23 protein-coding genes are annotated in these 26,296 nt (G+C 47.5%); 15 read left to right on the top strand and 8 right to left on the bottom strand.

Going from position 1 to position 26,296, the window contains the following annotated elements:
* The first annotated feature begins 44 nt into the window (after positions 1 to 44).
* Positions 45 to 275: a YuzB family protein gene (locus AC50YO_RS04825; protein ID WP_494843860.1), complete on the top strand. Its 231-nt coding sequence runs from the start codon at positions 45 to 47 to the stop codon at positions 273 to 275.
* Positions 276 to 281: 6 nt separating this feature from the next.
* Here AC50YO_RS04825 and AC50YO_RS04820 read toward each other — a convergent pair whose 3' ends face one another.
* Both AC50YO_RS04820 and mqnE read right to left on the bottom strand, forming a co-directional pair.
* Positions 282 to 1,349: an NAD(P)/FAD-dependent oxidoreductase gene (locus AC50YO_RS04820; protein ID WP_494844127.1), complete on the bottom strand. Its 1,068-nt coding sequence runs from the start codon at positions 1,347 to 1,349 to the stop codon at positions 282 to 284.
* A 73-nt stretch (positions 1,350 to 1,422) separates the two neighbouring features.
* Positions 1,423 to 2,526, bottom strand: a complete 1,104-nt coding sequence (mqnE, locus tag AC50YO_RS04815) for an aminofutalosine synthase MqnE (RefSeq protein ID WP_494843858.1) — start codon at positions 2,524 to 2,526, stop codon at positions 1,423 to 1,425.
* Positions 2,527 to 2,776: 250 nt separating this feature from the next.
* Between mqnE and AC50YO_RS04810 the strand changes: the two genes are divergently transcribed.
* The 7 genes from AC50YO_RS04810 (at position 2,777) to AC50YO_RS04780 (ending at position 11,214) form a co-directional block, all read left to right on the top strand.
* A complete protein-coding gene (locus tag AC50YO_RS04810; RefSeq protein ID WP_494843856.1) occupies positions 2,777 to 3,139 on the top strand; it encodes a HesB/IscA family protein in 363 nt (120 codons plus the stop codon).
* Positions 3,140 to 3,330: 191 nt separating this feature from the next.
* Entirely contained in the window at positions 3,331 to 3,810 is a 480-nt protein-coding gene (locus AC50YO_RS04805; protein WP_494843851.1) for a hypothetical protein, read from the top strand.
* A gap of 105 nt (positions 3,811 to 3,915) precedes the next feature.
* Complete coding sequence (gene fabI / locus AC50YO_RS04800) at positions 3,916 to 4,695, top strand: enoyl-ACP reductase FabI (protein ID WP_494843846.1); 780 nt, start codon at positions 3,916 to 3,918, stop codon at positions 4,693 to 4,695.
* Between the two features lie 930 nt (positions 4,696 to 5,625).
* On the top strand, positions 5,626 to 7,284 hold the full coding sequence (locus AC50YO_RS04795; RefSeq protein WP_494843843.1) for an ABC transporter substrate-binding protein: 1,659 nt from the start codon (positions 5,626 to 5,628) through the stop codon (positions 7,282 to 7,284).
* A gap of 21 nt (positions 7,285 to 7,305) precedes the next feature.
* Complete coding sequence (locus AC50YO_RS04790; protein WP_494843840.1) at positions 7,306 to 8,229, top strand: ABC transporter permease; 924 nt, start codon at positions 7,306 to 7,308, stop codon at positions 8,227 to 8,229.
* 18 nt (positions 8,230 to 8,247) lie between these two features.
* Positions 8,248 to 9,141 carry an ABC transporter permease gene (locus tag AC50YO_RS04785; protein WP_494843838.1) on the top strand — a complete coding sequence of 298 codons (894 nt, stop codon included), beginning with the start codon at positions 8,248 to 8,250 and terminating at the stop codon, positions 9,139 to 9,141.
* A gap of 9 nt (positions 9,142 to 9,150) precedes the next feature.
* Positions 9,151 to 11,214 (top strand): ABC transporter ATP-binding protein, encoded by a 2,064-nt coding sequence (locus AC50YO_RS04780; protein ID WP_494843836.1) that lies wholly within the window; start codon positions 9,151 to 9,153, stop codon positions 11,212 to 11,214.
* Between the two features lie 493 nt (positions 11,215 to 11,707).
* Here the strand turns inward: AC50YO_RS04780 and AC50YO_RS04775 are convergent, their stop codons facing one another.
* From AC50YO_RS04775 to AC50YO_RS04755, 5 genes are all read right to left on the bottom strand, one after another.
* The gene (locus tag AC50YO_RS04775) at positions 11,708 to 11,863 is read right to left on the bottom strand and encodes a hypothetical protein (protein ID WP_494843834.1); all 156 of its coding nucleotides are present in this window, start codon (positions 11,861 to 11,863) and stop codon (positions 11,708 to 11,710) included.
* A 44-nt stretch (positions 11,864 to 11,907) separates the two neighbouring features.
* A complete protein-coding gene (pstA, locus tag AC50YO_RS04770; RefSeq protein ID WP_494843832.1) occupies positions 11,908 to 12,810 on the bottom strand; it encodes a phosphate ABC transporter permease PstA in 903 nt (300 codons plus the stop codon).
* The gene (pstC, locus tag AC50YO_RS04765; RefSeq protein WP_494843830.1) at positions 12,807 to 13,748 is read right to left on the bottom strand and encodes a phosphate ABC transporter permease subunit PstC; all 942 of its coding nucleotides are present in this window, start codon (positions 13,746 to 13,748) and stop codon (positions 12,807 to 12,809) included. The genes pstA and pstC overlap by 4 nt, the downstream gene beginning before the upstream one ends.
* A 101-nt stretch (positions 13,749 to 13,849) precedes the next feature.
* Positions 13,850 to 14,701 carry a phosphate ABC transporter substrate-binding protein gene (locus AC50YO_RS04760; protein ID WP_494843828.1) on the bottom strand — a complete coding sequence of 284 codons (852 nt, stop codon included), beginning with the start codon at positions 14,699 to 14,701 and terminating at the stop codon, positions 13,850 to 13,852.
* 29 nt (positions 14,702 to 14,730) lie between these two features.
* A complete protein-coding gene (locus AC50YO_RS04755) occupies positions 14,731 to 16,173 on the bottom strand; it encodes a hypothetical protein (protein WP_494843826.1) in 1,443 nt (480 codons plus the stop codon).
* Between the two features lie 217 nt (positions 16,174 to 16,390).
* Here AC50YO_RS04755 and AC50YO_RS04750 point away from each other — a divergent pair, with 217 nt between their 5' ends.
* The 5 genes from AC50YO_RS04750 to AC50YO_RS04730 all read left to right on the top strand — a co-directional run bounded on the left by AC50YO_RS04750 (position 16,391) and on the right by AC50YO_RS04730 (position 21,733).
* Entirely contained in the window at positions 16,391 to 17,104 is a 714-nt protein-coding gene (locus AC50YO_RS04750; protein ID WP_494843824.1) for a response regulator transcription factor, read from the top strand.
* Entirely contained in the window at positions 17,104 to 18,162 is a 1,059-nt protein-coding gene (locus AC50YO_RS04745; protein ID WP_494843822.1) for a sensor histidine kinase, read from the top strand. Before AC50YO_RS04750 ends, AC50YO_RS04745 begins: the two co-directional genes overlap by 1 nt.
* 133 nt (positions 18,163 to 18,295) lie before the next feature.
* Positions 18,296 to 19,072: an ABC transporter ATP-binding protein gene (locus AC50YO_RS04740; protein WP_494843820.1), complete on the top strand. Its 777-nt coding sequence runs from the start codon at positions 18,296 to 18,298 to the stop codon at positions 19,070 to 19,072.
* Complete coding sequence (locus AC50YO_RS04735) at positions 19,047 to 20,978, top strand: ABC transporter permease (protein WP_494843818.1); 1,932 nt, start codon at positions 19,047 to 19,049, stop codon at positions 20,976 to 20,978. Before AC50YO_RS04740 ends, AC50YO_RS04735 begins: the two co-directional genes overlap by 26 nt.
* A gap of 173 nt (positions 20,979 to 21,151) precedes the next feature.
* Positions 21,152 to 21,733 (top strand): NAD(P)H-dependent oxidoreductase, encoded by a 582-nt coding sequence (locus tag AC50YO_RS04730; RefSeq protein ID WP_494843815.1) that lies wholly within the window; start codon positions 21,152 to 21,154, stop codon positions 21,731 to 21,733.
* A gap of 978 nt (positions 21,734 to 22,711) precedes the next feature.
* Here AC50YO_RS04730 and AC50YO_RS04725 read toward each other — a convergent pair.
* A complete protein-coding gene (locus AC50YO_RS04725) occupies positions 22,712 to 24,301 on the bottom strand; it encodes a helix-turn-helix domain-containing protein (protein WP_494843813.1) in 1,590 nt (529 codons plus the stop codon).
* Between the two features lie 206 nt (positions 24,302 to 24,507).
* Between AC50YO_RS04725 and AC50YO_RS04720 the strand changes: the two genes are divergently transcribed.
* Both AC50YO_RS04720 and AC50YO_RS04715 read left to right on the top strand, forming a co-directional pair.
* Positions 24,508 to 24,963 (top strand): hypothetical protein, encoded by a 456-nt coding sequence (locus AC50YO_RS04720; protein WP_494843811.1) that lies wholly within the window; start codon positions 24,508 to 24,510, stop codon positions 24,961 to 24,963.
* 39 nt (positions 24,964 to 25,002) lie between these two features.
* Complete coding sequence (locus AC50YO_RS04715) at positions 25,003 to 26,283, top strand: stalk domain-containing protein (RefSeq protein ID WP_494843809.1); 1,281 nt, start codon at positions 25,003 to 25,005, stop codon at positions 26,281 to 26,283.
* Positions 26,284 to 26,296: the final 13 nt, after the last annotated feature.

Raw genomic sequence — 26,296 nt, 5'->3', positions numbered from 1 at the left:
GCAATTGAAAATGGATATCAACCTTTAAGGTCAGGTGACAACCTTTGTTAAAACCAGTCGTTGAATTTTGTGCCAGTAATATGCATCATGGCACAGATCGTATTATGCAGCTTTTTGAACAGGATGAGCAGGTGAAGGTTATTGAATATGGCTGTCTAGGCAATTGCGGCGAATGCTATTTGAGCCCGTTCGCACTTGTTGACGGCACCATCACCTCAGCTGTCACTGTCGATGAATTATACGATAAAATTATGCAATCTATTCAATCAGCTTAATAAAAACTAGCCGAAATGGCGTTTGGATTTCCAGAGAACGCCGCTTTTTACCAAGCGAGGTATTTTACCCATGAGAGGCGTTCCGCCCATAAGGCCGAAGCCGCTTTTCTTACCTAGTGAACCAAGAACGCCTTTGAGCTTGAGCTTGCCAAGCCGAGGCGTTTTGTTATGCCATACGGCATGCATCACTTCAGCAATCTGCTTGCCTTGCGCTCCCGCCGCTTGTCCGCTTGGCGATAACGGAAGGGCAGCGCAGTCTCCAACAACGAAAACATCGGTGTGATCAGGCAGCTGATGCAGCTCGTTGATGATGAGTCGTCCCTGATTGTCTTTGGGGAGATTCATTCTTTGTACAATAGGTACAGGCTGAATACCTGCAGTCCATACCGTGACATCAGTTAGAATGGATTCATTAGCATGAGAGTCATAAAGAACACCTTGCTCAATTTTGGATAGAACCGCATGGCCTCTCATTTCTACTTGATGCTCAGTGAACCATTCTGCCACGAATTTCTGCAAGGAGCCCGGGAATGCAGACAATACACTTGCTCCACGGTCAATGATGCGAATGTTCAGATCGGGACGGCTCTCTCTCAGCTCAGCCGCTACCTCAACGCCGCTGAGCCCGCCTCCTACAATGGATACTTGTCCATAAGGCTTCACATCATTGAGAAGCTGATAGGTGCGTCTTGCGGCTGAGAAGGTCTGAATGCTGGTTGAGAATTGCTCTGCGCCTTCAATCCCATGGTATTTGTCGGTACAACCCAGCCCAATAACAAGCCATTCATAATCGATTGGGTCTTGCCCATCGAGATGAACGAATTTATTGTCAAGATCAATATCCATAATCTCGCCGTAAACCATAGTGATCCGTGGATCATGCGGGAATTTAACCCGCAGTTCCAAATCCGATACCGTGCCTGCAGCAAGTGCGTAATATTCTGTTTTTAATCCCTGATATGGCATGCGGTCAACGAGAATAATCATCGTATCAAGCGGCAGCTGCTTCTCAAGCAGTTCATTCGCGATAGCAAGCCCGCCGTATCCGCCACCTAAAATAACAAATTTTTTCATCATAAGTCCCTACCTCGTAGCTCTTCTTTTTAGAATGATGTTTGGAGTGCTGAATTATGCGCTGTGGGTTAGATTACTCATAAATTTTGATTTCGTTATAGAAGGTATCGCGTTCGACAGGAATACGTCCTGCGCCTTTAATCAGCCAAATTAAGTCCTCGCGAGTAATGCCTTCCGGTGTAAGTGCGCCTGCCGCATGACTAATTTTTTCTTTGACGATCGTGCCGTGTGCGTCAGAAGCGCCCATTGTTAAAGCAACCTGTGTAAGCTGGGTGCCAATATTAATGAAATAGGCTTTAATATGCTGGAAGTTATCCAACATTAGGCGGCTGATTGCAATGGTCTTCAAGTCTTCGAATGCCGAGTTGCGGCGTCTGATGCCAGCCTTTGGATTGATTGGCTGCATAGATAATGGAATGAAGACAAGGAAGCCGTTCGTCTCATCCTGAAGCTCTCTAATCTGAAGCAAATGCTTGATGCGATCCTCATGGGATTCAATCGAGCCATAGAGCATAGTCGTATGGGTGCGAAGACCAAGCTCATGAGCTGTGCGATGGACCTGCAAATATTGGCTGACATCTGCTTTGTCTACCCGCATTTTTTTACGATAATGATCAGATAATATTTCTGCGCCGCCGCCGGTTAACGATTTCAATCCGGCCTTCATCAGTTCTTGAAGAACTTCCTTATAGCTGAGTCCGCTTATCCGGGAGAAGAAGTCAATCTCAGCAGCTGTGTAAGCCTTGAGCGTCACTTCAGGAAATCTTTCATTCAATGCTTTGAGGGAGTCCACGTAATATTGAAAAGGGACATGTGTATTATGACCCCCGACGATGTGAAACTCACGCACGCCAGGATGGAAACTCTGCTCGACGTATTCAATCATCTGCTGACCTGTAAGCGTATAGGCACCATCTTGGCCTTCATCCTTGCGGAAGTTGCAGAAGGCACAATGAGCTTCACACACATTGGTGAAATATAAGCTCATATTTTCAATGAAATAGACCTTTTTACCGTTTTTGCGGAGATTAACCTCATTGGCTAATTGACCAATGGTAAGCAGATCATCCGATTGGTATAGGAAAACGCCGTCTTCTAAAGTAAGTCTTTGACCATTGCGTACTTTCTCGATAATGGCTTGCATTTGTGTACTTTCATTGGCTACTGCAATATTCATAGGGGTGGCCTCCTTGACCTGCGAAATAGGAGATTGTGAAAAAAATAACATGATATTCCGATTAAGAAGCTGTCATTATTATAAACCCGTACACTAACAGGGGCAACCATAAAAGTCAATAAGACTTCGTTAACGTAATATGGAAGGGATGTTGATCCCTTGAGCAAGTGACGGAAGAGGAGTATACTAAGGGTAGAGAAATCTGTTCTTACATTATACATCTACAATATAGATTCAGGAGGGATGAAGCATGATCACAATCAGTGATTCGGCATCTGTCAGAATAAAAGAAATGCTCGAAGAGGAAGGCACACCAGGACTGTTCTTGCGTTTAGGCGTGAAGGAAGGCGGCTGCACCGGCTTCTCTTACGGGATGGGCTTCGATGATGAAGAGCATGACAATGATCGCACGCTGGATATGTCCGGCTTGAAGGTTGTAGTTGACGAGGACAGCATCAAATATTTGAACGGCCTCCAAATCGACTTCAAAGAGTCGGCAATGGGCGGCGGCTTCACCATTGAGAACCCGAACGCAACCGCTACATGCGGCTGCGGCTCCAGCTTCCGCACAGCGTCGGATGCAGGGAAGCCAGCTGCTGCTGGCGAGTGTTAAGAACGGAATAGCAGCCTTTAATTGAGAGCAATTCAGCAAAGAGCCTTCTGGAAAGGTGTATGGGAGCATACACGTCCAGGAGGTTTTTTTTGTTTAATAAAGTATGAAGGAAAATGGAGAGGGTTTAAATTACCTGGAATACCCATTTAATGCTATAATCGGATGAAACTTATCTGAGGGGGAGTAGTCTAATGAATTTTAACAAACAAATAATAATGGTTGGATGGAAGACGGTATCATTGATCTTCGCTTTGTTGCTTATAAGCGCATGCAGCCAGACTGAGAAATATGAGCATATTGAGGCGTTTGCAATAGAGACCTACGATAATCAGCTGGAAGGTACAATTTCTGAAGCAACGGGCTATAAATTAGTGAATGCTATAACGAATGTGGAGGAAGGGAAAAATCATCTCAAAGCAGATGTCAAGGCAATTGAGGATTATTACGATACGGAAGGCCGATATATTAAAACAGAAATAAGCCATTCCTATTCCAATAAATCTAAGATCATGCTGACTGAAGAAGGGGATACCTTAAAAAAAGAGCTTCAAGAGCCTTCTACGATTCTTATCACGCTTGATGCTGCAAAAAAATTTGAATTAAGCAATTTAACTGAGGCACAAAAATTACGGGTGAAAGAGCATGTATTAGCTTATATGAAAAAGCTATAATAAATTTTTTATATATATTAGTACTAGATACTAATACCTTGTGTTAAAATAGGGGGAGATTTCAAAATGAGCTACGTGGATTCGCAATAGAGGAGGAATGATGTAATGTCCGGAATAATGGATGGGAAAAATATCGTTGTGATGGGTGTCGCTAATGAACGGAGTATTGCATGGGGGATTGCCAAATCGCTGCATAAAGCAGGTGCGAACCTGATCTTCACATATAGGAAGGAACGGTCATTTGATAAGCTCTCACAGTTGTTAGTCGCTAATGGCATTGAGCCGCTGCTTTGCGTTTCTTGTGATGTAGCTGATGATGACAGCATTAAGCGGGCATTCGAAGAGCTGAAATCCAAGGTGCCCGTCATTCATGGGCTGGCGCATTCGGTTGCTTTTGCAGAGAAAGAAAATTTGCAGGGGGAATATGTCGAGACGAGTCGTTCCGGCTTCCAATTAGCTCATGAGGTGAGCGCCTATTCCCTTGTAGCGTTAGCTAGGGAATGCAAGGGCTATATGTACGAGGGAGGGAGCATCGTTACCCAGTCGTACATTGGCGCAGAGCGTGTTATGAAAAACTATAATGTAATGGGCGTTGCGAAAGCCGCATTGGAAGCTAGCGTACGGTATTTGGCTGAGGACTTGGGCAAGTATCGGATTCGTGTGAACGCGATTTCCTCAGGTCCTATTCGGACACTGTCAGCAAAAGGCGGAGTAGCTGGATTCAATGATATTGTGACTGCGATGGAGGAGAAGTCCCCTTTGCGACAAAACGTTGACCAGGACGAAGTAGGAGATGCAACGATGTTCCTGCTTAGTCCTTTATCCCGCGGTATTACAGGTGAAGTGCTTCATGTGGATTCCGGTTACCACATTATTGGCTATTAATTTTCCGAAATAGAATTCTATAGGGCTGAAATAAGCAAGTTAAGAATGGATTTCATACGAAAAAGCGTAGGTTACAGGGAGAAGCTAGCCCGAAACCTGCGTTTTTTGCATCCGTGAAGCCCCACTTTGAGCAATTGCGGGCAGGTTCGCATTGCGTGCATCTCTCGGCACGTCGTGCTCGGTCACACGTCGGCGGTCACACCTCATGCGAAAGGCACTAATTCATTGGCATCAATAGCTTTTCCCTACGTGGTTGCCAGAGAAGCGATCCGTGCAGATATTCGTATAGCCTCCTTGCTGGCTAATAAAAGATTGGCGTGTACCCAGCTTGGGAAATCAATCAATAGCTGACACAACTTAATGGAATGCTATTCCATTAACAAGCCCTCAACTGGGAGTCACTCTCCTCACTGATAGGTGAAGCTAATCTCACCCAATGGTTAACTCTCCCCAACCTAACAAGCATTGTATGAGGCTAGCCTCACAGTTCAGGAGGACAGCTTCCCGAGGCATGAGGTTGACCTCATACCTTTCAAATTTCAACCTTTAAATATCATAATATAAGGGTTTTTCTTTACACTTATGTGAGTTTGCCTCATAGCGGAGCCATCACGAATTAAACATGGCTATGAATAAAGTGGTGGATTATTTCGCCAATGGCGGCGTTTGGGATAGTTCTTTCCTTTCGGCTGCCGGCTAACGTTTCTAGCATTACCGTTAAGCCCCAAGCCTTTTATGAGGCTTGGGGCTTTTTCTGTAGCTAGCCATATCAACAGAACATACTGCACGAATGAAATGGTTATCGAATTTTTCTATTTATATATTCAAATTGATAATTAGACGCCATAGAGTCAAGGTGTTAAATTTACATACAATAAAACCCAATAAATACAGTAGGAATAATGAGATATGCAGAGGAGATGGAGAGAAATGACGAAGTACAGGATGCTGTTGTTTGTAGTAGCTGTGGTGCTGGCAGTTCAGGCTCTAACGGGCTGCACGGATACGGCTAATTCTAATACAACGAAGGCTAGCGGAACCAAGGATACTGTCAGCAATGACAAGGCTGGGGCGAATAAAGGCGGGTACCTGACTTATGCACTGGCTACTTCGCCAGACTCACTTGATCCGCATCGAAGCGGCTATGCGGTGGCGGTACGGGTGATACGTACGATTCATGACAATCTGGTTGCCCAATTGCCAGATGGAACGATAGAGCCATGGCTGGCAACAGAATGGTCGATCTCGGAGGATAGAAAAAGCTACACTTTTAAACTGCGGCAGGATGTGAAGTTCCATGATGGTACACCCTTCAATGCTGAAGCAGTGAAATACAATTATGACCGCATACTTAATCCGGAGACGAAGGCTGCTAATTCGACTGCATTAGTAAGGCCTTATGAATCAGCGGAGGTTATTGATGAATATACGGTAAAGCTGAATTTATCATCCCCCTCGAATGCTTTTCTAGGGAATTTAAGCCAAGCTCTTCTCAGTATTGTATCGCCGACGGCCGCAGAGAAATACGGCGATCAGCTTGGCAAAAACCCGGTAGGCACTGGTCCATTCAAATTCGTCAGCTGGGATGAGAATGCCCAAATAACAGTGGAGCGCAATCCGGAATATAAATGGGGGCCAGCGCTGGTGGACAATAAAAATGCCCCGTATCTGGATAAGCTGACGTTCAAAATTGTTCCTGAGGAGGCCACGCGAATCGGCAGTGTCCAGAGCGGCCAATTGCTGGCAGGAGAAACCGTTCCTCCTCAAAATATAATCGCACTCGAGAAGGATAAGCGGTTCCAGCTATACAAGTCTAATACTCGGGGCTTGCCGTATACGCTGTTCATCAATCAGAAAAAGCAGCCATGGAATGAGCTGAATGCGCGATTAGCGCTCCAAGCGGCAATAGATGTCGATGCGATCGTCAAGACACTTTATTTGGGCACCTATGATCGTTCGTGGTCGCCTTTAACTCCTGGTACTCTTGGGTATGATGCTTCGCTGGAGAATGGTATTAAGCCGGATCTGGAGAAGGCGAATAAGCTGCTTGATGAAATCGGCTGGCTGAAGGGCAGCGACGGGATACGGACGAAGGATGGCAAGAAGCTGATCCTTCATTATGTTGATGCCTCGCCGAATCGGGAGAAGCGCAATGACATTGCCGTAATTATTCAACAGCAATTGAAGCAGATTGGCATCGTTGTAGAGATTAAGATTACGAACGATGTTCGTACAGTCGTCAATCAGAACAGCGATTATGATATTTATGGCAACAGCCAAGTCAATTCTGATCCGGAAGCGCTCCGTACCTACTATCATTCGAAGGCGGTAAGCACCGGCAGCAAGCAAAATTATCCGGGCTATGCCAATCCCGACGTAGATGAATGGATCGATCAAGGTCTGATCGAGCAGGATGCTGAGAAACGCAAAGAGCTCTATGCCAAAGTACAGCAAGCGGTTATTAAAGATGCCGTTATTATTCCAATCTATGTATTCCCGTACACTGTAGCTGCATCCACATCAGTCAAGGACTTGAAATTCGACTCTCTAGCCTATCCTTTGTTCAATGATGTATTTATTGCGCAATAGAAGGGAGGAGGAGGGGAGCAAATGTTAGGAGTTGTACTGGGAAGAATTTTCACCTCGTTGTCTGTTATATTTGGTTCTTTGGTGCTCGTATTCGTCATTGTTTATTTACTCCCGGGAGACCCGATTCTCTCGATTCTTAATCCAGATGAGGTACCGCCGGAGACGGTAGACAATTTGCGCAGGCAGCTCGGCCTGGATCAGCCGCTCTACAAACAATTTGGTTCTTACGTGTGGAAGCTGCTGCATGGTGATCTGGGTACTTCTATCGTGAATGATGAGCCTGTTATTCATAAAATCGTAAAGCATTTGCCAGCAACCTTAGCGTTGTCGGCAGCCAGCTGTGCGATTGCAGTAATAGCTGGTGTCTGGCTCGGTATATTATCTGCTATTCATCGCGATCGCTGGATTGATTATATGGCGCGGGCGGTTGGGCTATTCGGCATTTCGATGCCGACCTTCTGGTCTGGCATTCTGCTAATCCTTATTTTCTCAATCACGCTCGGCTGGTTCCCTGCTATGGGCTCAGACGGCTGGAGGACGCTCGTGCTTCCGGCTATAGGGCTTGGAATTGTTGGTGCTGGATTCGTTGTAAGGCTTGTTCGCAATAGTATGCTGGAAGTAATCAATGAGCCGTTTCTTGTCACGCTGCGTGCCAAAGGCTTATCTGAGCGTCTCGTTATGTATAAGCATGCGCTGCGCAATGCGCTTATTCCAGCGGTTACGATGGTCGGTGTAATCATAGGGGATCTGCTTGCAGGGACAGTCGTCATTGAGACCGTTTTTGCGAGACAGGGGATTGGGAGAGTGATATCGGATGCGCTTATAGCCAAAGATATGCCTGTTGTTCAAGGAGTCGTACTGTTCTCTGCTATTATGTACGTTCTGATTAATGTGCTTGTTGATTTGTGCTATCGGATCATTGATCCGAGAGTGCGACATTCTTAAGCAAGAGGAGGCTGGAGGATGAAGGGTGCTGTACTGTTAAAAAGAGCGTGGCCGCTGGTCCAATTAGAGAGGCGCATGAGGCGTCCACGTGTAAATCTGCATGCATCGAATCGGGTCGTGTATGCTGCAGCGGTTATCGTACTGTTTATTGTGCTGTGTGCCCTGTTTCCGGGACAGATTGCTCCTTATTTGCCGACGGAGATGATGAGCGAGGCCATTATGAAGCCTCCTAGCCTGACGCATTTTTTCGGTACAGATTATTATGGGAGAGATGTGTTCAGCTTAGTGGTGCATGGAAGCAGAGACTCCTTGCTGATTGGCTTGTCGGCTGTCTTTGCCGGCGGCGCAGTCGGCTCCTTGATTGGCGCAATTGCCGGATTCGCGGGAGGTGTGCTTGATCGGCTGTTGATGGGATTCATTGAGGTATTAATGACAATACCCGGTATTCTGTTCGCACTGGCGATAGCAGCTGCCCTAGGGCCTAGCCTGATGAATGTCATTCTGGCGGTCGCTTTGTCAGCGGTGCCGGGGTTTGCCAGAGTATTCAGGGGACAAATCATCAGTGTTAAAAGCAAGCCTTACATTACAGCAGCACGCTCCGTAGGTGCAGGCTATTGGCGGATTTTTTTCCGCCATGTGCTTCCCAATGCCTGGTCGCCTCTGCTGGTCATGGCAACTATCGGCCTTGGAACCTCGATTCTGGTCGGTGCTGGCTTAAGCTTTCTTGGGCTTGGAGTGATCAAGGATATTCCGGATTGGGGAACCCTGCTCTCACAAGGTCGAGGCTATTTGACAGTGGCATGGTGGATGTCGACGTTCCCAGGCCTTGCCATTACGATGCTCGTATTATCGGTTAATCTGATGGGCGATAAGCTCAGAGACCATATAGATCCCAAAAAGAGCCGGTTATAAAGGAGGCCTATGCCAGTGAAGCCGCTGCTTGAAGTAGAACAGCTGACGGTCAAGTTCGCAACACCAAGCGGTTGGCTAACCGCAATCTCTGACGTGACCCTAAGCATACAGCCAGGTGAAACGGTAGGCTTAGTAGGGGAATCCGGGAGCGGCAAGACGATTGCTTCTAAGTCCGTCATGCGGCTGATTGATTATGAGAACGGCGTAATAACGGCTGGACAGATGAAGCTGGATGGGATTGATCTGGTTGGGCTGCCAACTTCCGCTATGCGATCGCTTCGTGGGAAAAGGCTGGCAATGGTATTTCAGGAGCCAATGGCTGCTTTTGATCCCGTATTTACGATTGGCAGTCAAATTATTGAGGTCCTTGTTGGCCATAAATTGGCGGGGCGCAAGCAGGCTTGGAAGCGGGGCACCGAGCTGCTTCGCCGGGTAGGTATACCGGAACCGGAGCTGCGGATGAAGCAATACCCGGGGGAACTGTCAGGGGGGATGCTGCAGCGTGCGATGATTGCCATGGCTTTGGCATGCGGGCCAGAATTGCTGATCGCCGATGAGCCTACTACGGCACTGGATATGACGATACAGGCACAGATTCTGCAATTGCTGCAGGAGCTGAAGACGGAATTCAATATGGCGATTCTGCTTATCACGCATGATATGGGGATTGCGGCTGAGATGGCTGATCGCATTGTGGTCATGTATGCTGGGCAAGTTGTAGAAGAGGCCACTGCCCAGCAGCTGTTCGATAGGCCGCATCATCCCTATACGCAGGGCTTGCTTCGCTCTGTTACGACGCTTGATAGTCCGCGGGGGGCTCCGTTGTTCTCCATACAGGGGAGTATTCCCAATCTATTCGAGCTGCCTGCTGGCTGTCGGTTTCACCCCCGCTGCTCCCATGCTACAGACAAATGCAAGCAGGAAAGTCCGCCTTTGCAGAAGATCAATGGCAGACAAGCAGCTTGCTGGCATGCTGAAGAGCTGTCATTAATAGAAAATTGGAGGGGAGCCGCACTAGAGCAAGAGGCAGGCCGAATAGAAATCAGTATGGGCTCAGAAGGGGAATCGGATGATAAGCTGCTTAAGCGACGGCTTGAGCAAGAACCGAATGTAGACCTGTTTCAAATAGAAGGCTTACATAAATATTATCCTATTCCTAGAAGTGGAATAGGTCGTTCTCCGAGCTATATTCGTGCTGTGGATGATGTTTCTTTTCAGATTCGCAAGGGGGAAACCTTCGGGCTGGTCGGGGAGTCTGGCAGCGGGAAGTCAACGCTTGGCCGTGTCCTTATGCAGCTGGAGCGTGCGACCTCAGGGATGGTGAACTTTGCGGGAGAGAAGATTACTGACCTGAAGGAAGCGCAGCTGCGTCATGTCCGCAAGGAGATGCAGATGATTTTCCAAGACCCGTATGGCTCGATGAATCCCCGCTGGCGGATAGGTGATATTGTTGGCGAGCCGTTGTCTATCTATCAGCAATTGAGCCGTGCCGAGCAAGAAGAGAGTGTTGAGGAGCTGCTAGAGCTTGTCGGACTTCGCGCTTCGTGGAAAAATCGCTATCCGCATGAGTTCTCTGGAGGCCAGAGGCAGCGAGTTGGCATTGCCAGGGCGATTGCGCTGCGTCCCTCTTTTGTATTGGCGGATGAAGCAGTCTCTGCGCTGGACGTATCGGTGCAAGCACAAATTGTGAATTTGATGCAGGATTTGCAGCAGCGCCTTGGACTTACTTATTTGTTCATTGCACATGGGCTTCATGTGGTTAGGCATATCTCTGACCGGATCGGTGTCATGTATCTAGGCAAGCTCGTAGAAATAGCGGATAGCGAAGACCTGTTCACCTCCCCTGCGCATCCTTATACAAGAGCATTAATAGCTTCCATTCCGTGGCCTGACCCTAATTATCGAAGAGCGCAAATTTCCATTAGCGGCGAAATCCCGTCTCCTTCAAGCCCTCCTTCTGGCTGTCGTTTCCATCCCCGTTGTCCTGCCGCTACCGGATTATGCCGTACCCAGGAGCCTGAGCTCAAAGCGCTTCAGCAGGGGCATTGGGCTGCTTGCCATTATCCGGCTTGAGGATGGACAACGTGACAGCAAGGGCTGTCCCAAAAGTAGGCCTGCTCACTTAAAGTGACAGCTCGTTTAATGGAAATTTGGAAAGACTAAAGAACTGGCGATGCTAGGGAGATTATCCCAGTACCGCCTTTTTTGCTCTTTGGTCTATTGCTATCTTCTTAAGCAAATTGTGAGCGAGCGAAAGCCACTCGACCGTAAGGGCACTTTTGGCAGGCATGGAAGCAGAAAACGCTAGCATTGCGGGTTGTTCTTGATTTATCCGCACACACACTTCGGTCCAATCCTTCTTCATAAAAGGTGACGTTTGGTTCCTGTAGTTGTTCCAAGCGCCTCCCTGAAAAAAGAAAGGGCTGGCCCAAAAGCCAGACTCCCAAGCTAGAGAGGGAATGTCATGTGTAAATGAATGAATCTACTTGCTCTATCTTACTGCTCAGACAGGTAAAAAGGAGCAACAGTGAAGCTATGTTCTTTAGTGGAGAAGGTCGGTTTCCGACTACGGCATATAGCTGGCGTTATCTGCGATATGCCCCCAGATTTTTGCGAACAACGATTCATAAAATAGGGTAAGCTCTTCATACGCGCCATCTGTAACGAAACGGATAGTGCATCTAGGGATAGGATAAGGGGCTGTTCCAAAAATCATCTTCATGACTTTTGGGACAGCCCCTTGTCTTTAACTTAGCCTTACCTAGATTAACGCTTTAACCGCCTTGCATTCATCCAGAGCGGGATTCGGAACAGCAAATTCAGCATGAGAACAATGAAGACGAGCACCGCTGCTGACTTCTGGGCGATCTCCTGGGCGTCGGGAACGATCGCTTCCGACTGAACGTACCAGAGATGGACCGCCAATGTCTCACCAGGCGAGAAGAGGCTGAAATCCCACATTTCGCCGGATGTCGTGACCCCGGCGGTTAGAATAATAACCGCGCTCTCGCCGAACGCTCTTCCGGCAACGAGGCAGATGCCTGTAATGATACCGTTCAGGGCAGCGGGGATCAGTACGCGTGCAATTGTCTGCAGATGCGTTGCGCCCAGAGCGAAGGAAGCATTCTTCAGATCTTTGGGAACAGCACGGATCGACTCCTCGGTTACCCTCGTAAGGACGGGAAGGTTGAGGAAGGCTAGCGTGACAGCGCCGCCGAGAATCGTGAGTCCGACTTGGAATATTTCGACGAACAGCGCAATGCCGAACAATCCGAAGATGATGGAAGGGACGGAAGCAAGCCCTTCGACGCAAATACGGACGAACCCAATCAGCTTATTGTCAGGGGCGAACTCGGCAAGATAGATGCCAGCTGCCATTCCCAGTGGAATGCTGATCAATAGCGATAAGAACAAAATATAGAAGGAATTGATCAGCATTGGACCTATTCCGCCGCCCTCGTCAATTTCACTAGGAAGCCCGAATAGAAAATCCCAAGTGAGCTTCGGCAAGCCATCCTCTAGAATGAGGAAAAGCAAACCAATAATGAACAGGATAGCTAGTATGCCTACGAGCCATACCATTATCGTGAATAGACGATTGTACAGCCGATTAATTCCTTTTTTGCCGCTGAACGGATTGTCAGTACCTGAGGAAGCAGGGTTGATCATTGCGGCACCCCCTTACGCTGCAGCCAGCGAACGGCGACAATCATGAGCAAAGAAATGACGAGCAGCAGGAAGCCCATTAGGTAGAGGGCGTAGTTCCACGTCGAATCAAAAGGCACATTCGATATTTGCATAACGATATTGCTCGTAAGTACAGACGTAGGCTTGAGCAGACTGTCAGCCAGCTGCGGCGTATTGCCGATGACCATCACCACCGCCATCGTCTCGCCGATTGCTCTGGCCATTCCGAGGATGACGGCATACATAATGCCGCTCCGGGCTGATGGCAGCAGCACTCGCCATACGGTTTGCAGCCTCGTAGCGCCTAGTGCGTAAGAGGCATCACTGAACTTTTTGGGGACAGCCGTAATTGCATCATCACTAATGCGGCTGATGGTTGGCAGCACCATAATGCTAAGTACCAGTGCAGCCGCCAGCAAGCCATCCCCCATGCCAGTGCCTGTCACAGTGCGGATCAGCGGAATAAGCACTGTCAAGCCGAGATAGCCATACACGACCGAGGGAATGCCGACAAGCAGGTCAAGAACAGGGCGAAGGGCATTCTTCATCCATCCCGGGACAAATACGGATAGGAAGACAGCGATCACGAGGGAGACAGGCACACAGATCAGCAGCGTCAATAGCGTCAAGGCGAAGGTGCCGAAGATGAATAGAAGTGCGCCATATTGTTCATCCATGGGACTCCAGTTCGCCGAGAAGAAGAAATCAGCAAAAGAGATATCGTTGAACGTCAATACACCTGTACGGAACATCAAGAATAAAATAAGAAGCAGGATGACGCAGACGAGACAGGCGCTGGCTACGCAAATATAGCGAAACATACGGTTCATGGCTGTAAGCCGTGATTTGCGATCAAATGGCTTGCCATTCTTTGTCCGTATGCTGTCCCCTAATGGGCGGACAGGAGATGGCTCTAACATAACAATCGTTCCTCCGATGAAGAGCGGCCTCGTAGCGCCTATTCGCGCAAACAGGGCCGCTCCATGATCAATTCGTTATCGCATGCTGCGAAGGGAAAAGCTTATTTAATCGCTGAGATCGGAATGAACTTCAGCTTTTTCAGCGATCCGTTCTGGAACTTCGTGCTTTGTACGTACTCGATGAATTGCTTTGTTGCACCAGTAGGCTCGCCTTTAGTCATGTAATAGCCGTAGCCCCATACTTTATATTTGCCGTTAATGACGTTTGCTTCGCTGGCTTCAACGCCATTGATTTTGATAGCTGTCATTTTGCTTGTCACATAAGCGAGGTCAACATAACCAATAGCATTAGGCGTCGTTTCGATAGCGGTCTTCATATCGCCGCTCGTCTTCACTTCCTTGTAATTGCTGCCTTTGCTCATGAAGTCTGTGCCAAGCAGCGCTTTGTCTTGGAAGTTAACGCGCGTGCCGGAGCCGAAGGTCCGATTGACGACAATAATCTCAGCGTCCTTGCCGCCGACATCTTTCCAGTTCGTGATTTTGCCGGAGAAAATGCCTTGAAGCTCCTTCGTAGTCAGCTCAGTAGCTGTCACACCTTTGTTCACTACTGCAGCGAATGGAATAACCGCGACTTTATGAGCGACTTGGCCTTCAAATTTTTTGAAGCCCGGTACGTCCATGGAAGCATCCCAGTCTACTGCTCCAATATCTGCAATTCCTTTGCGCACAGCCTGAGGACCCGTGATGGAGCCTGCTGCGGATGCAGAGATTTTCACCTTTGGATGCTGCTTTTTGAACTCGTTAGCCGCTTGAAGAGTAAGAGGAAGAAGAGCAGATGAACCATTGATGACGATTTTACCGCTTAATTTACTTGCTGCGTGCACCGCTGGCACGACAGAGAAGCCGATGGCCGCGATAAGCGCGACGACTGTTAATTGTTTGAACCATTTCATTGATATAACCTCCATTATTGACTATTTTTTTAGCGTGTAATTGTAATGAATTTGCCGTTAGCAGCAATAGCGAGCTGACCGTTGCTGATCGCAGCGATTTGACCTCCGCTCGATACGATAACCTCGGATACACCGTCTGATACCGCATGTAGAAGCTTGGATGTGCCGGATGCCGCATCAATTTCATAAATCGCATTGCCGCCTGCGGCATTGGCAGTCAATAGATACAGCTTGCTGCCTCCTTGTGTGAGCTGATAGACATCCTGCTCAGCGAACACAGCTGCGCTAGTCTTGCTCGTATTATCGATGGCAGTGAGGGAGCCAACGCTGGCTTCGTCTGCGCTCAGGCTTACATAATAAGTTTTCGCCCCATCTGCTGACAGCTGGAGGAACACCTTGTCGTTCTTGTCATTGGTCAACTGAATGGATTTGTTGTTTCCAGCAGCAGAGTTGTAGAAGTACAACTGAGGCTCTGTACCCGTTGCATCAATAGACACATCGTCCTCGTTGACGTCCTTGGCACTGTCAGCTGTTACTTTAGGTTGCTTGAATACGGTATAAGCAAACTTCGTGCCATCTGCTGAGCTATTCAGATTAGCCTTGTAGTCGATCTTGTCCTCAAGCACTTTGGACACTGTTCCATCTGCCAAGTTAATCTTAGCGATCACAGAGCTTTTGTCCCCTTGAAGGAAGAAGAGAGATTGGCCGTCAGCTGCCCATTGCAGCTCGTTTTTGATAGATTCGTCCGCAGTTGCTTGACTTGCCTGCTTAGTTGCCAGATCAAGGAGATAGACTGCACCTTTCTCATCGGCATAAGCTGCTTTCGTCCTATCAGGCGACAGGATAAGCTCAGAGGTATTGGCAGAAGCAAGCAAAAGCTCGCTGGAGCCGCTGACCGCGTCTACAATATAATCTTCTCGACCGTCTTCTGTCGTTTTGGAGACGATTAAGGAAGTATCATTAAGCCATACCGCATGATCAATATCCGATAAGAGCTGGATCGTCGTGATCACAGGGCTTGAAGCGGAGCCAGAATAAGTGGCGCCAAGCGCCTGGACGAAGGCTGCAGGATCAGTGAAGCCTGAGCCGTTCACCTTAACAATCGCAGCTGGCTGTAATTGAAAGTAACGGTGATTCAGCTGTGCAGTGATTGTGCTGCCGGAGAGCTGGAGTTTGGCGCCAATCGCTTGCGCAAGATCACGGATCGAGGCAAGTGCGGTTCCGGAGCTATGGATAACGCGGATGTCTACAGCGTTGCCGTTAACAATGAACGTTGTCGTGCTAATAGCGGGGGCTTGTTGCGAGTGAGGAGCAGCAAGAGCAGTTAGTGGTGCAACCGCGGTGGCGCCCAGAGCTGCGGCAAGCATGGAAACAACAATTGTTTTTTTCATTTGCATGGGATTCTTGTCACCTTTCTCATTATCGAATGGGGTATAGCGTTTGTTGGAGCTGCCTTTCGTCTGGACGTGCAATATGTAGGTGGAATCCCTCCTAAAGTTGTATCTGCAATATGTTTAAGGAGAGTGTAGCAATTGATTATTATCCCAGTATTTAGAATATGTAATGATTTTGTGAAGGGGGTTTGATCGTGCAGCCTATAATCTGCTATCATTTCATTAGGAATTGGATGATTGGCATTGTCTCCGGAATAACGGGGGCATTTTTTTGTATAGAGGGAGTGGCGAGAGCATGTACCGGATATTTATCGTTGAAGATGATGAGAAAATAAGCGGAATACTGAAGACGACTATGGAAAAATACGGGTTCGAGGCGAGGCGTGCCATTAGCTTCAAAGAGCTGCTGCCAGAATTGGAGGCTTATGATCCGCAGCTCGTGCTGCTCGATATCAATTTGCCTTACTTCGACGGCTATTACTGGTGCAGGCAGATTCGTACGCGCTCGAATGTTCCGATTATCTTTATATCTGCTCGTGCAGGGGCAATGGATCAGGTGATGGCTATTGAGAATGGAGGGGATGATTATGTGTCCAAGCCTATTCATCTCGATCTGCTTATGGCCAAGGTGAAGGGAGCTTTGCGCCGTGTATATGGAGAATATGCGGTGTCCGCTTCTGGAGGGAATAATGGGGAGCTTGCTGTTAGTGGGCTGCGCTTGCATAGTAGCCGTAATGAGCTGGAATGGCAGGGCCGCAAGGTGGAGCTCACCAAGAATGAGCGGCTGCTTGCCGAGTGCTTGATGAATCAGCCTGATCACATTATTACGCGGGAACAGCTGCTTGAGGCATTATGGGATGATGTTCAATTCGTCGATGATAATACGCTGACTGTGAATGTTACAAGGCTTCGCAAGAAGCTGGAAGAGCTCGATATTACGAAAGCGATAGAGACCGTGCGCGGGCAGGGGTATAAGCTATTGTCTAGTGCTATGCAGGAGGATACCTGATGATTAGAGCATTTTTATGGGATAGGAAGGTATATATTTTCCTCTATTTTATTTGCATCGGAATAGCCTCGCTGATGTTTCTATTAGATAAGCTTCGATATTCCGAGCAAGTAGATACGGGCATTGTGTATTACTTTATTGAATTATCGTTATTCGTGCTGCTCTTAGGGCTATTCATTGATTTCATTCGCCAGAGGGATTATTACAGGCAGATGAATGAAGCAATTGAGCGAGGAATGGAGCTGAAATCCTCCAGTATCATGAAGTCGGGTGTTACGGTCGAGCAGAGGAATGTACAGCGCTTGCTGGAGCTGCAGCATGGTGCCTATATGACCGAGCTGAGCAAATATCGCAGGCAGCAGGAGCAGCATAACCACTTCGTTATGCAATGGGTCCATCATATGAAAACGCCTGTATCCGTTATCGACTTGATCACCCAGGAAGCACGTCTCCAGCAGCAATTGGATGAACAGCAGAAGGAGCTTCTGCTTAGTGTGCAGGAGGAGACGGAGCGAATTGCGAGCGGGCTGGAGATGATGCTCTACACCGCGCGGCTCGATAAATTCGAGCTTGATCTTCATCTGCGTTCGATCTCGCTGCATGATCGCATCCGCAGTGTTATTAATGCGCATAAGCGTCTATGTATTAGACATGCCATTTTTCCCCGAGTAGAAGGAGAGGCTTTTGTCGAGAGCGATGAGAAATGGCTCACCTTCGTATTGAACCAGCTAGTCAGCAATAGCATCAAATACTCGAAGCGCAAGCCCGGCAGCAAGAAGCTGCTGCTTACTATTGTACATGAGACGGGCGGTGTGGTCAGGCTGCATGTGGAGGATGAAGGGATCGGAATTGAAGCGCAGGATTTGCCGCGTATTTTCGATCCTTTTTTCACAGGAGAGAACGGGCGTGCCGTAGAAGAGTCGACGGGGATGGGGCTATATCTGGCGAAGCAGGTATGCAGTCGTCTTGGCCATTCCTTGTCTATATCGTCGCAGGCTGGCAAGGGAACGGTTGTAACGCTGTCTTTTCACCCGGAGGGCATTCATCTGATAAAGTAGTGGTCTAAGTGACAAAAGTGTAAGGTTAATGCTCCATATTGAAAGGGAAAACGATGGGTATCACCCTCTTCCCAAGGCTATACTAGGTTTGTAAGCAAACAATAGAGAGTTTTGAGGAGGAGCAGCAACTAATATGAGCATATTGCGCACACAGGGCTTAGGGAAAATATATAGCTCCAAAGGAAATGTATCTTATAAGGCACTTCAAGATATTGATCTGAACATAGAAGCGGGAGAATTCGTAGGGGTGATGGGGCCTTCGGGCAGCGGCAAAACAACCCTTCTTAACCTGCTGTCCACCATTGACCGTCCAACATCGGGCGAAATTGAGATTAACGGCATTCAGCCCGGCAGGCTAAGCGATAAAAAGCTGGCACTATTCAGACGCAGAGAGCTTGGATTCGTCTTTCAGGATTTCAATCTGCTCGATACGATGGGCATCAAAGAAAATATTATTCTGCCTCTGGTACTAGAGGGAGTGGCACCTAGAATAATTGAAGAGAAGCTCCAGCCAATCGCAGAGCTGCTTCAAATTAAGCAGATTCTTGGCAAACGGACCTATGAGGTATCGGGTGGGCAGAAGCAGCGCGCTGCAATCGCAAGAGCGATTATTCATCAGCCTTCACTAGTGCTTGCGGATGAGCTGACAGGCAATCTCGATTCCAAAGCGGCGAAGGATGTCATGGATGCGCTTAAGGATATGAATGAAAGATTGAAGGCGACTGTCCTTATGGTGACGCATGATCCGTTCTCGGCGAGCTATTGCCAGCGTATCGTGTTCATCAAGGATGGGAAGTTCTTCTCAGAAATTCGCCGGGGTTCTAACAGGCAAGCGTTCTTTCAACAAATTTTGGATGCACTGAGCGTGTTGGGAGGTAATTTCGATGACGTTTCGTTCACTCGCGCTTAGCAATATCAAAGGCAACTGGCGATCCTACAGCGCGTTTTTTCTGAGCAGCGTCTTCTCGGTTATTATCTTCTATATTTATGCGGCATTTATTTATCATCCTGACGTTATTAATGGACATATAATGGCCGCCTCCAAGGTGCGCTCGGGTATGCAGTTCTGCTTGTACATTATTGCTATTTTCTCATTCTTGTTCGTGCTTTATTCTAACTCAGCCTTTCTCAAGACCAGGAAGCAGGAATTCGGCTTATTCTCCTTATTTGGGATGACGCGTTCCCAGTTGAAGAAGCTTGTCGTATACGAAAGCGTGGCGATCGCTCTCTTGTCGATCGGAACAGGAATTGGTCTTGGAATGCTGTTCAGCAAGCTGTTCTTCATGGCGATGGCCGTTATGCTGAAGGTAGCAGACCCGATTCCCTTCGCTGCCCCTATAGAGGCAATAGGCCTGACGGGTATTGGTTTCTTCGCTTTGTTTGTAATCATTGCTATCTTAACTTCGATGCGTATTGGCCGTACAGAGATTGTGGATCTGCTGAAGGCGGGTCGCCAGCCGAAGGGAGAATTGTTGTTCTCAAAATGGCTGGTGCTGCTCTCTGTGGTCTGCCTCACGCTTGCCTATACGATGGCTCTGATGATGAACGGGGGCAACTTCGTATTGTTGGCGCTGCCAATTCTGATAACAGTCGTTATCGGCACTTATTTCTTATTTACGCAGCTTAGCGTTCTGCTTATTCGCTTCTTGCAGAAGAGACATTCGCTCTACTACAATCGGACGAACATGCTCGTATTGTCTCAACTAGGCTATAAGCTGAAGGACAATGCTCGGATCTTGTTCATGGTGTCGATCTTAAGCGCGGTTATCTTAACTGCCTCTGGAACCTTTTATTTGATGCAGCTAAGCTCGAAGCAAATATTGCTTGAAAGTGCGCCTTTCACTATTGCTTACATTGAAGAGGGACTGGGATCGCATAAAATTGTTGATCCGGCTGCAATGAAGCAGTCGCTTGAGCAAGATGGCTTCAAGATCGCCAAGGAACGGAAATATGCCGGGGCGAAAGTCACGAATCTAGAGATGAAAAGCAGCTCTGGCCAAGTGATCAAATATAATGAAGTAAGCGCGATGACGATGTCTCTTACGGATTACAACCGTCTCGCCAAGGAGCAGGGAGTACCCCAAATTGAGCTTGAGCAGGATACAGTGATGCTGCAAACCCATTGGTTCGGTCCGGAGCAGACCATTGAAGGGGAAGTGAATGGGAAGCCAATTTCCTTTAAGGCAGCTGGAATAAAAAAAGATTTTGTCATGAACTCGACGAACCTGAATATTGCTACGATCGTGATGGATGATTTCGCCCATGCGAAGCTACTTGCAGCTGTACCGCCTGAGGAGCAACTGGTCGCCTACGGCTATGAGCTGAACAATTGGGAAAATGCGGCTTCTGCAGTAGCCAAGATCCAGAAGCAGGTGCCAGAGGAGCTGCAGAGCCAGATCAGTATGTATCGAGCGGAAAACTTCGCACAGATGAGGGAGCTCGGCACTCTTACGCAGTTCGTTGGCTTATTCATCAGCCTATTGTTCTTTATTGCTTCCGGCAGCCTTATTTACTTCAAGCTATTCACGGAGCTGCAAGAGGATCAGGCGCAGATTCGGGCATTGAAGCGCGTAGGGATGACCAGACAAGAAATACGCAAGATGATTACGACGCAGATCGGCATCATTTTTTATATACCTTGTATAGTTGGTACGGTACATGCATTGTTCGCAATGAAGGCGCTGGATCAATTAATGATGTCTTCAGTATGGAAATATTCATTCGTAGTCATTGGCATATTCGTCGTGATGCAGACGATCTACTTCCTGGTTGCTTGCATGAGCTACTTGAGAGGCATGAACCGGTCCGCGGTATAAGGGATAAAGGATAGGGATAAGGGAAACGCACAAATAATAAACAATAAGGGTAAGGAAAAAGGAATAAACGATAAGCAAAAAAGCATAAGCACATAAAGCGAAAAAAGGAAGGAAAGAATAGAAGCGTCTGTTATTCGTAATCGAACCATTTCGATGAAGGAGGCGCTGTGATTTTGAAGCATTTGGTCATCTATTCCCATCCCAATGAACGAAGCTTTAATCATGCCATATTGGATACTTGGACGGCCACATTACGTGAGCAAGGTCACGAAATCGTTATTCGCGACTTGTATGAGCTGAACTTTGACCCGGTATTAAAAGGCACCGACTTTGAGGCATTCCGGTCAGGCAGCATCCCCGAAGACATTAAGGCAGAGCAAGAGCACATTCGCTGGGCCGACGTAATTACGCTTATTTATCCCATCTGGTGGACAGGCTTGCCTGCAATCGTGAAGGGATATATTGATCGGGTATTCTCGTATGGCTTCGCCTATGCTTATGCTGAGGATGGTACGATCAGCAAGCTGCTCACAGGCAAACGAGGCTTCATATTGAATACACAAGGCACGCCGAAAGACTATTATGATCAGATTGGCATGACCGAGGCGTTAGAAAAAACGTCAGACACAGGCATTTTTGAATTTTGTGGAATAGAAGCGGCAGGCCATCTGTTCTTCGGCAGCGTTCCACAGCTTGATGATGAGGAACGCAAGCATATGCTGGAGGATGTCAAAGCTGCGGCTAATAAGCTGTAAGGAATGGAAGCACCCCCGAAGACTGCTGGAAGCAAGCTGTCTTCGGGGGTGTTTTTTTAAATGCTGGAATCGAGCTTAAGCTGTTGGACTGCCTATGTTGTTGATTGGTCCATTGCTGTCATGATGTGATACCGAGAGAATTGCTTACATATTTCCAGCATGAAAGGCAGGAGCTTGCGTTCGCCAGAGTTCACACATGAAGCATTTTCGCTATTAGTGAGGTTATTAACGCTTAATAGAGTGCTTTTTGAGCATAATCAGGGTTTAACGTAATCAAGCTCATGGCTGGAAAAGTCGCTCGAACGCACTAATGCTGCGTTATATGCGTGAGTACTTAAGTAGATATTGAAGGGCAGGAGCCTACGTTTGCAAGAGTCCACGTATGAAGCATTTTCGCTATTTAGTGAGCTAATTAACGCTTAAAAGAATGCTTTTTGAGCATAATCCAGGCATAGAGTAACGAAGCTCATGGCTGGAAAAGTCGCTCGACCGCACTAATGCTGCGTTATACGAGTGAGTACTTAAGTAGATATTGAAGGGCAGGAGCCTACGTTTGCAAGAGTCCACGTATGAAGCATTTTCGCTATTTAGTGAGGTAATTAACGCTTAAAAGAATGCTTTTTGAGCATAATCCAGACATAGAGTAACGAAGCTCATGTTTGGAGAAATGGAGTTTTTCACTAATGAAGCTAGCTTCACTATTTCACTTCTCAGCCAATCCGAGCAGTCGAATAAGGAAAGAGCGGTCACTAATCAACGAAATAGTTTCGCTCTTCAAACGTTGTATTATCAGCTATGGAGATGCCGGAACCCTCTTAGATGATCTAGAATATCTAGAAGATCTAGATGATCTAGATGATCTAGACGATCTTAAGTGATCTTAATTGATCTTAATTGATCTTAATTGATCTCAGATGATCTCAGGTGATCTCCGGCTGATCCTTGGTTCATTTTAAGTTATTGTCAGACCTCTTCATCTCAGTTGATCAAATAACCGCTTAGCTCTCGAATCATTTTTTCTCTTCCGATTGGCCCCCAAGGGTCCCACTCCTTGCTGTCTGGATAATAGACGCGTTTGTTCTGGACAGCTTTTAACTCCCTCCATCGAGGATTAGCCGCTGCTTTTGCCACTTCTTCACGCTCACTCCAAATAATGAAGAGATTATCTGGGTCCAGTTCGATTAGTCGATCATAGGCTTGTCCTGCATAGTAAGTATGGTCGAGATAATCGGGAGACCGAAAACCAAGCTTTTTATAAAAAAGCTCATTGAGCGCATTGCCCGAGGTTCCATATATCCGGCAGTCGCCAGGGAGGAAACGAACAATCGCCCAGCTTCCTGATTGAGCAATAGCTGCTAATCTTTTGCGTGCGGTTCTCTCTATGGAACCGATATGTTTAATGATGCGTTCGGATTCCTTTTCCTTGTTGAGACGCACTCCAATCTCTAGCTGGAAGGCATCCCAATCCGCATAATCGTCAAGGATAATACGATTGGCTTCTGGATGTATGATTCGATCGCTGTTGGGGCTTGTCCAGAACTTTGTCTCCAATATGAGGTCGGGGCTGCTGCTTTGAAGCTCTCTAGCCGGGATAGCTTGTTCGGCATTCAGCGGCTTGGTTCCTTGCAGCCGTTGGTCAAGATAGGCTGGATAGCCGGATTTTGCAGCGTAATAAGAAGGGAAGCCTGTAGCAGCTACCGGCTGCAAACCTAGAGCTAGAAGATGATCCTGCAGAAAAAAACGGCTTACGACAGCAATCCGCTGATCGCTTCGTTTCATATAAATAGTCGGTGAGACGCCTTCTGTTTTTTTGAATACACGGCTGAAATACAGCTCATCTTGAATGCCGATGCTTTGCGCGATTTCCCGGAGGGGCAGGTTTTTCTCGGCAATCAGCTCCTTGGCTCGATCTATACGGAGCTTAGTCAGGAAGCTGCCGGGTGTTGCTCCGGTCATTCTCTTGAATGCGCGAGAGTAGGAGCTTGGGGTCATGCCTGCGAGCTGAGGCAAATCTCCAAGCGGGAGAGCTTTCGTAAAGTGCTGGCGCATGTAGTCGATCGTACGTTGAATAGCTTCGCCTGCTGTTTTGTGCTGCGCTGCTTCCCAGTTGTCTTGCAGGAGAAGCAGGAGCTCGCATAGCAAGATCTGCCGGCGAAGCGAGCTGCGCTGCTGCAGCTGCACGGATTGCAACTGCAGCAGCAGCTGCTCGAAGGGCGCTCGGGCGGACAACGCAATGAAGCTCGGTTCTCTGTCGAATGCAGGTGATGCAATAGGAGGCAGGCTGGAGGCAGAAGTGATCCTATCATATTGAACCCAGTACAAGTGCAGAGGCGCTGCGCCTGTGATCTGAAGCTGAACAGCTCTATCAGGCTGCAATACAAAAGCTGTTCCAGGAAGGATTGCGTTCGGCTTTCCTTTCTCATCAATTATCAGGCTTGCCTCGCCAGATAATACATATCCTATGCCATGGCTTTTTAATCGAAGTGTACGGAGCGAAGTGTCCGCGGTGATTATATGTCTCTTAATAGAGGTAGGGATATATGCGGCATATTCAACTCTCTTATTCATGAAAATCCACTCCCATACTGATAATCATTATCAATAACAGATTATAGGTTTTCTTGCTATAAAAAGCAATAGTTTTAGGGCAATTTTGTCCATATAAATCGGGCAATGGCGTGTATAGCTATTAAAATCAACGATCGGTACAATGTAAATGAAAATGATTATCAACAAGAATGGAGGGTTTATCCATAGCAAGAGTAACTAGAAGTTTGGCTGCCCTTAGTGTCATGCTCCTTTTATCCATTCTGCTAGGCTGTGCCTCTAACAAGGCTGCCGAAGGCAATGGAGTTGAACATAACAAGAAGGAATCGGAATCACAGACAACTGGAGATCCATTCACAGGAGCTGCTGATATTGAGGTTGCAAGTACGCAAGAGGGAGTATCGGCGATGACCGATCTGATCAAATCGTACAAGCAGGCCCTCGAAGCAGATGATTTGGAAGCAGCAATAGATTCTGCAGGGCAGATGGCGAGCATATGGAAAGCGATTAGGGATGAAGTGAAGGCGGCTAATGAGCAGCAGCATCAGACGCTCAGCGAGGATCTTGCAGCGCTAATCGAAGGAACAACATCTGGATCGGTAGATAAACAGCTTCTTATTGATCTGGACTACAAGCTCTATCAAGGATTCAGAGATTTATCGCAAGGGTTGCAAGGGCAATAAGGATAATACCATAAGAATAGTAGAAATGGGGATGTATTCATGCAATCGGTTCAAAAAAGATGGATTAGCTTATTCGTATGCTTTGCGCTTCTATTGACGGTAATGCCAGTTACCGTATTGGCAAAAGAAGCGATCTCGGTCACAATTGACGGTAAAAAGGTCTCGTTCGGAGTAAGCCCGCAACAAATTAATGGACGTACAATGGTGCCATACCGCACGCTTGCCGAGCAGCTTGGAGCTAAAGTTGCGTGGAACGAAAAAACAAAGAAAGCAACGATTACTAAGGGCAGCAAAAAGGTTGAGCTGACCATTGGCAGCAAGAAAGCGACGATCAATGGCAAGTCTATTACGCTCGATACTGCTCCTGTTGTCCGCAGCGGCAACACGCTTGTGCCTTTGCGCTTCGTCGGCGAATCACTTGGCGTATGGGTAAGCTGGAATGCAGCAAGCTCGACAGCATCGCTTGCAACGAAGAAGACGTTCACGCATGCAATGGGCAAAACAACATTGAACAAGGTTCCTGAACGCATCGTTATTTTGTTCAACGGCATGGTGGATGTATCTGTATTGCTCGGCGTTAAGCCGGTTGGTGCAGTGGAGTCCTATGTGGAGCAGCCATTCTATAATTTTATTAGAGCAAATATGAGCAATGTTAAAGTACTGGGTGATGAGACGCAGCCGAACCTTGAAGCGATCGTTAGCTTGAAGCCGGACCTCATCATTGCGACTAAAGTTCGCCATGAGAAAATTAATGCTCAACTGAGCAAAATCGCTCCTACGATTCAAACGGAAGATTTCGTTGACTGGAAGGACAACCTCAAGACTGCTGCTGCGATTCTGAACAAAGAGGAAGTAGCTAACAAATTCCTCGGAGAATGGAATTCACAAGTTGCTGATTTCAAGAAAAAGATGGGCTCCCGCACATCGAATACAACGGTATCGGTTATCCGCTTTAACCCGGATGGAAGCTCCCGTGCTTATATGAGCGGATTTGCTACGAACATTCTGAAGGATCTTGGCTTCAAATTCCCGAAAGCACAGATTGATACAGGCAAAGAGATCGTGACAATCACGACGAAGGAGCAAATTCCGATCTATGACGCGGATTATATCTTCGACTTCACGAAGGATTGGAATGGAGACGGCGGCGTGTACAAGGTACAGAAGGAATGGACCGAAAGTCCGCTTTGGAAGAACTTGAAGGCTGTTAAGAATAAAAAGTATTACAAAGTTAATGCCGTATCCTGGAACTTCTCGGCAGGACCATTGGCAGCCAAAATGCTGCTGGACGATCTTTATTTCTACTTTGATCTAGAATAGAATGTCTCTGGCC

This window comes from Paenibacillus sp. J22P59, assembly GCF_059383895.1.
The sequence above is the reverse complement of the archived record's forward strand: the minus strand, read 5'-3'. Positions and strand labels throughout refer to the sequence as shown.

What these genes read in the sequence shown, in the direction of transcription:
- AC50YO_RS04760 (WP_494843828.1), bottom strand. Translation starts at nt 14,701, where the DNA reads ATGAAATGGTTCAAACAATTAACAGTCGTCGCGCTTATCGCGGCCATC.
- AC50YO_RS04735 (WP_494843818.1), top strand. Translation starts at nt 19,047, where the DNA reads ATGACGTTTCGTTCACTCGCGCTTAGCAATATCAAAGGCAACTGGCGA.
- pstA (WP_494843832.1), bottom strand. Translation starts at nt 12,810, where the DNA reads ATGATCAACCCTGCTTCCTCAGGTACTGACAATCCGTTCAGCGGCAAA.
- AC50YO_RS04805 (WP_494843851.1), top strand. Translation starts at nt 3,331, where the DNA reads ATGAATTTTAACAAACAAATAATAATGGTTGGATGGAAGACGGTATCA.
- mqnE (WP_494843858.1), bottom strand. Translation starts at nt 2,526, where the DNA reads ATGAATATTGCAGTAGCCAATGAAAGTACACAAATGCAAGCCATTATC.
- AC50YO_RS04775 (WP_494843834.1), bottom strand. Translation starts at nt 11,863, where the DNA reads ATGAAGATGATTTTTGGAACAGCCCCTTATCCTATCCCTAGATGCACT.
- AC50YO_RS04750 (WP_494843824.1), top strand. Translation starts at nt 16,391, where the DNA reads ATGTACCGGATATTTATCGTTGAAGATGATGAGAAAATAAGCGGAATA.
- AC50YO_RS04820 (WP_494844127.1), bottom strand. Translation starts at nt 1,349, where the DNA reads ATGAAAAAATTTGTTATTTTAGGTGGCGGATACGGCGGGCTTGCTATC.
- fabI (WP_494843846.1), top strand. Translation starts at nt 3,916, where the DNA reads ATGTCCGGAATAATGGATGGGAAAAATATCGTTGTGATGGGTGTCGCT.
- AC50YO_RS04810 (WP_494843856.1), top strand. Translation starts at nt 2,777, where the DNA reads ATGATCACAATCAGTGATTCGGCATCTGTCAGAATAAAAGAAATGCTC.
- AC50YO_RS04785 (WP_494843838.1), top strand. Translation starts at nt 8,248, where the DNA reads ATGAAGGGTGCTGTACTGTTAAAAAGAGCGTGGCCGCTGGTCCAATTA.
- AC50YO_RS04795 (WP_494843843.1), top strand. Translation starts at nt 5,626, where the DNA reads ATGACGAAGTACAGGATGCTGTTGTTTGTAGTAGCTGTGGTGCTGGCA.
- AC50YO_RS04715 (WP_494843809.1), top strand. Translation starts at nt 25,003, where the DNA reads ATGCAATCGGTTCAAAAAAGATGGATTAGCTTATTCGTATGCTTTGCG.
- AC50YO_RS04725 (WP_494843813.1), bottom strand. Translation starts at nt 24,301, where the DNA reads ATGAATAAGAGAGTTGAATATGCCGCATATATCCCTACCTCTATTAAG.
- AC50YO_RS04780 (WP_494843836.1), top strand. Translation starts at nt 9,151, where the DNA reads ATGCCAGTGAAGCCGCTGCTTGAAGTAGAACAGCTGACGGTCAAGTTC.
- AC50YO_RS04740 (WP_494843820.1), top strand. Translation starts at nt 18,296, where the DNA reads ATGAGCATATTGCGCACACAGGGCTTAGGGAAAATATATAGCTCCAAA.
- pstC (WP_494843830.1), bottom strand. Translation starts at nt 13,748, where the DNA reads ATGTTAGAGCCATCTCCTGTCCGCCCATTAGGGGACAGCATACGGACA.
- AC50YO_RS04790 (WP_494843840.1), top strand. Translation starts at nt 7,306, where the DNA reads ATGTTAGGAGTTGTACTGGGAAGAATTTTCACCTCGTTGTCTGTTATA.
- AC50YO_RS04745 (WP_494843822.1), top strand. Translation starts at nt 17,104, where the DNA reads ATGATTAGAGCATTTTTATGGGATAGGAAGGTATATATTTTCCTCTAT.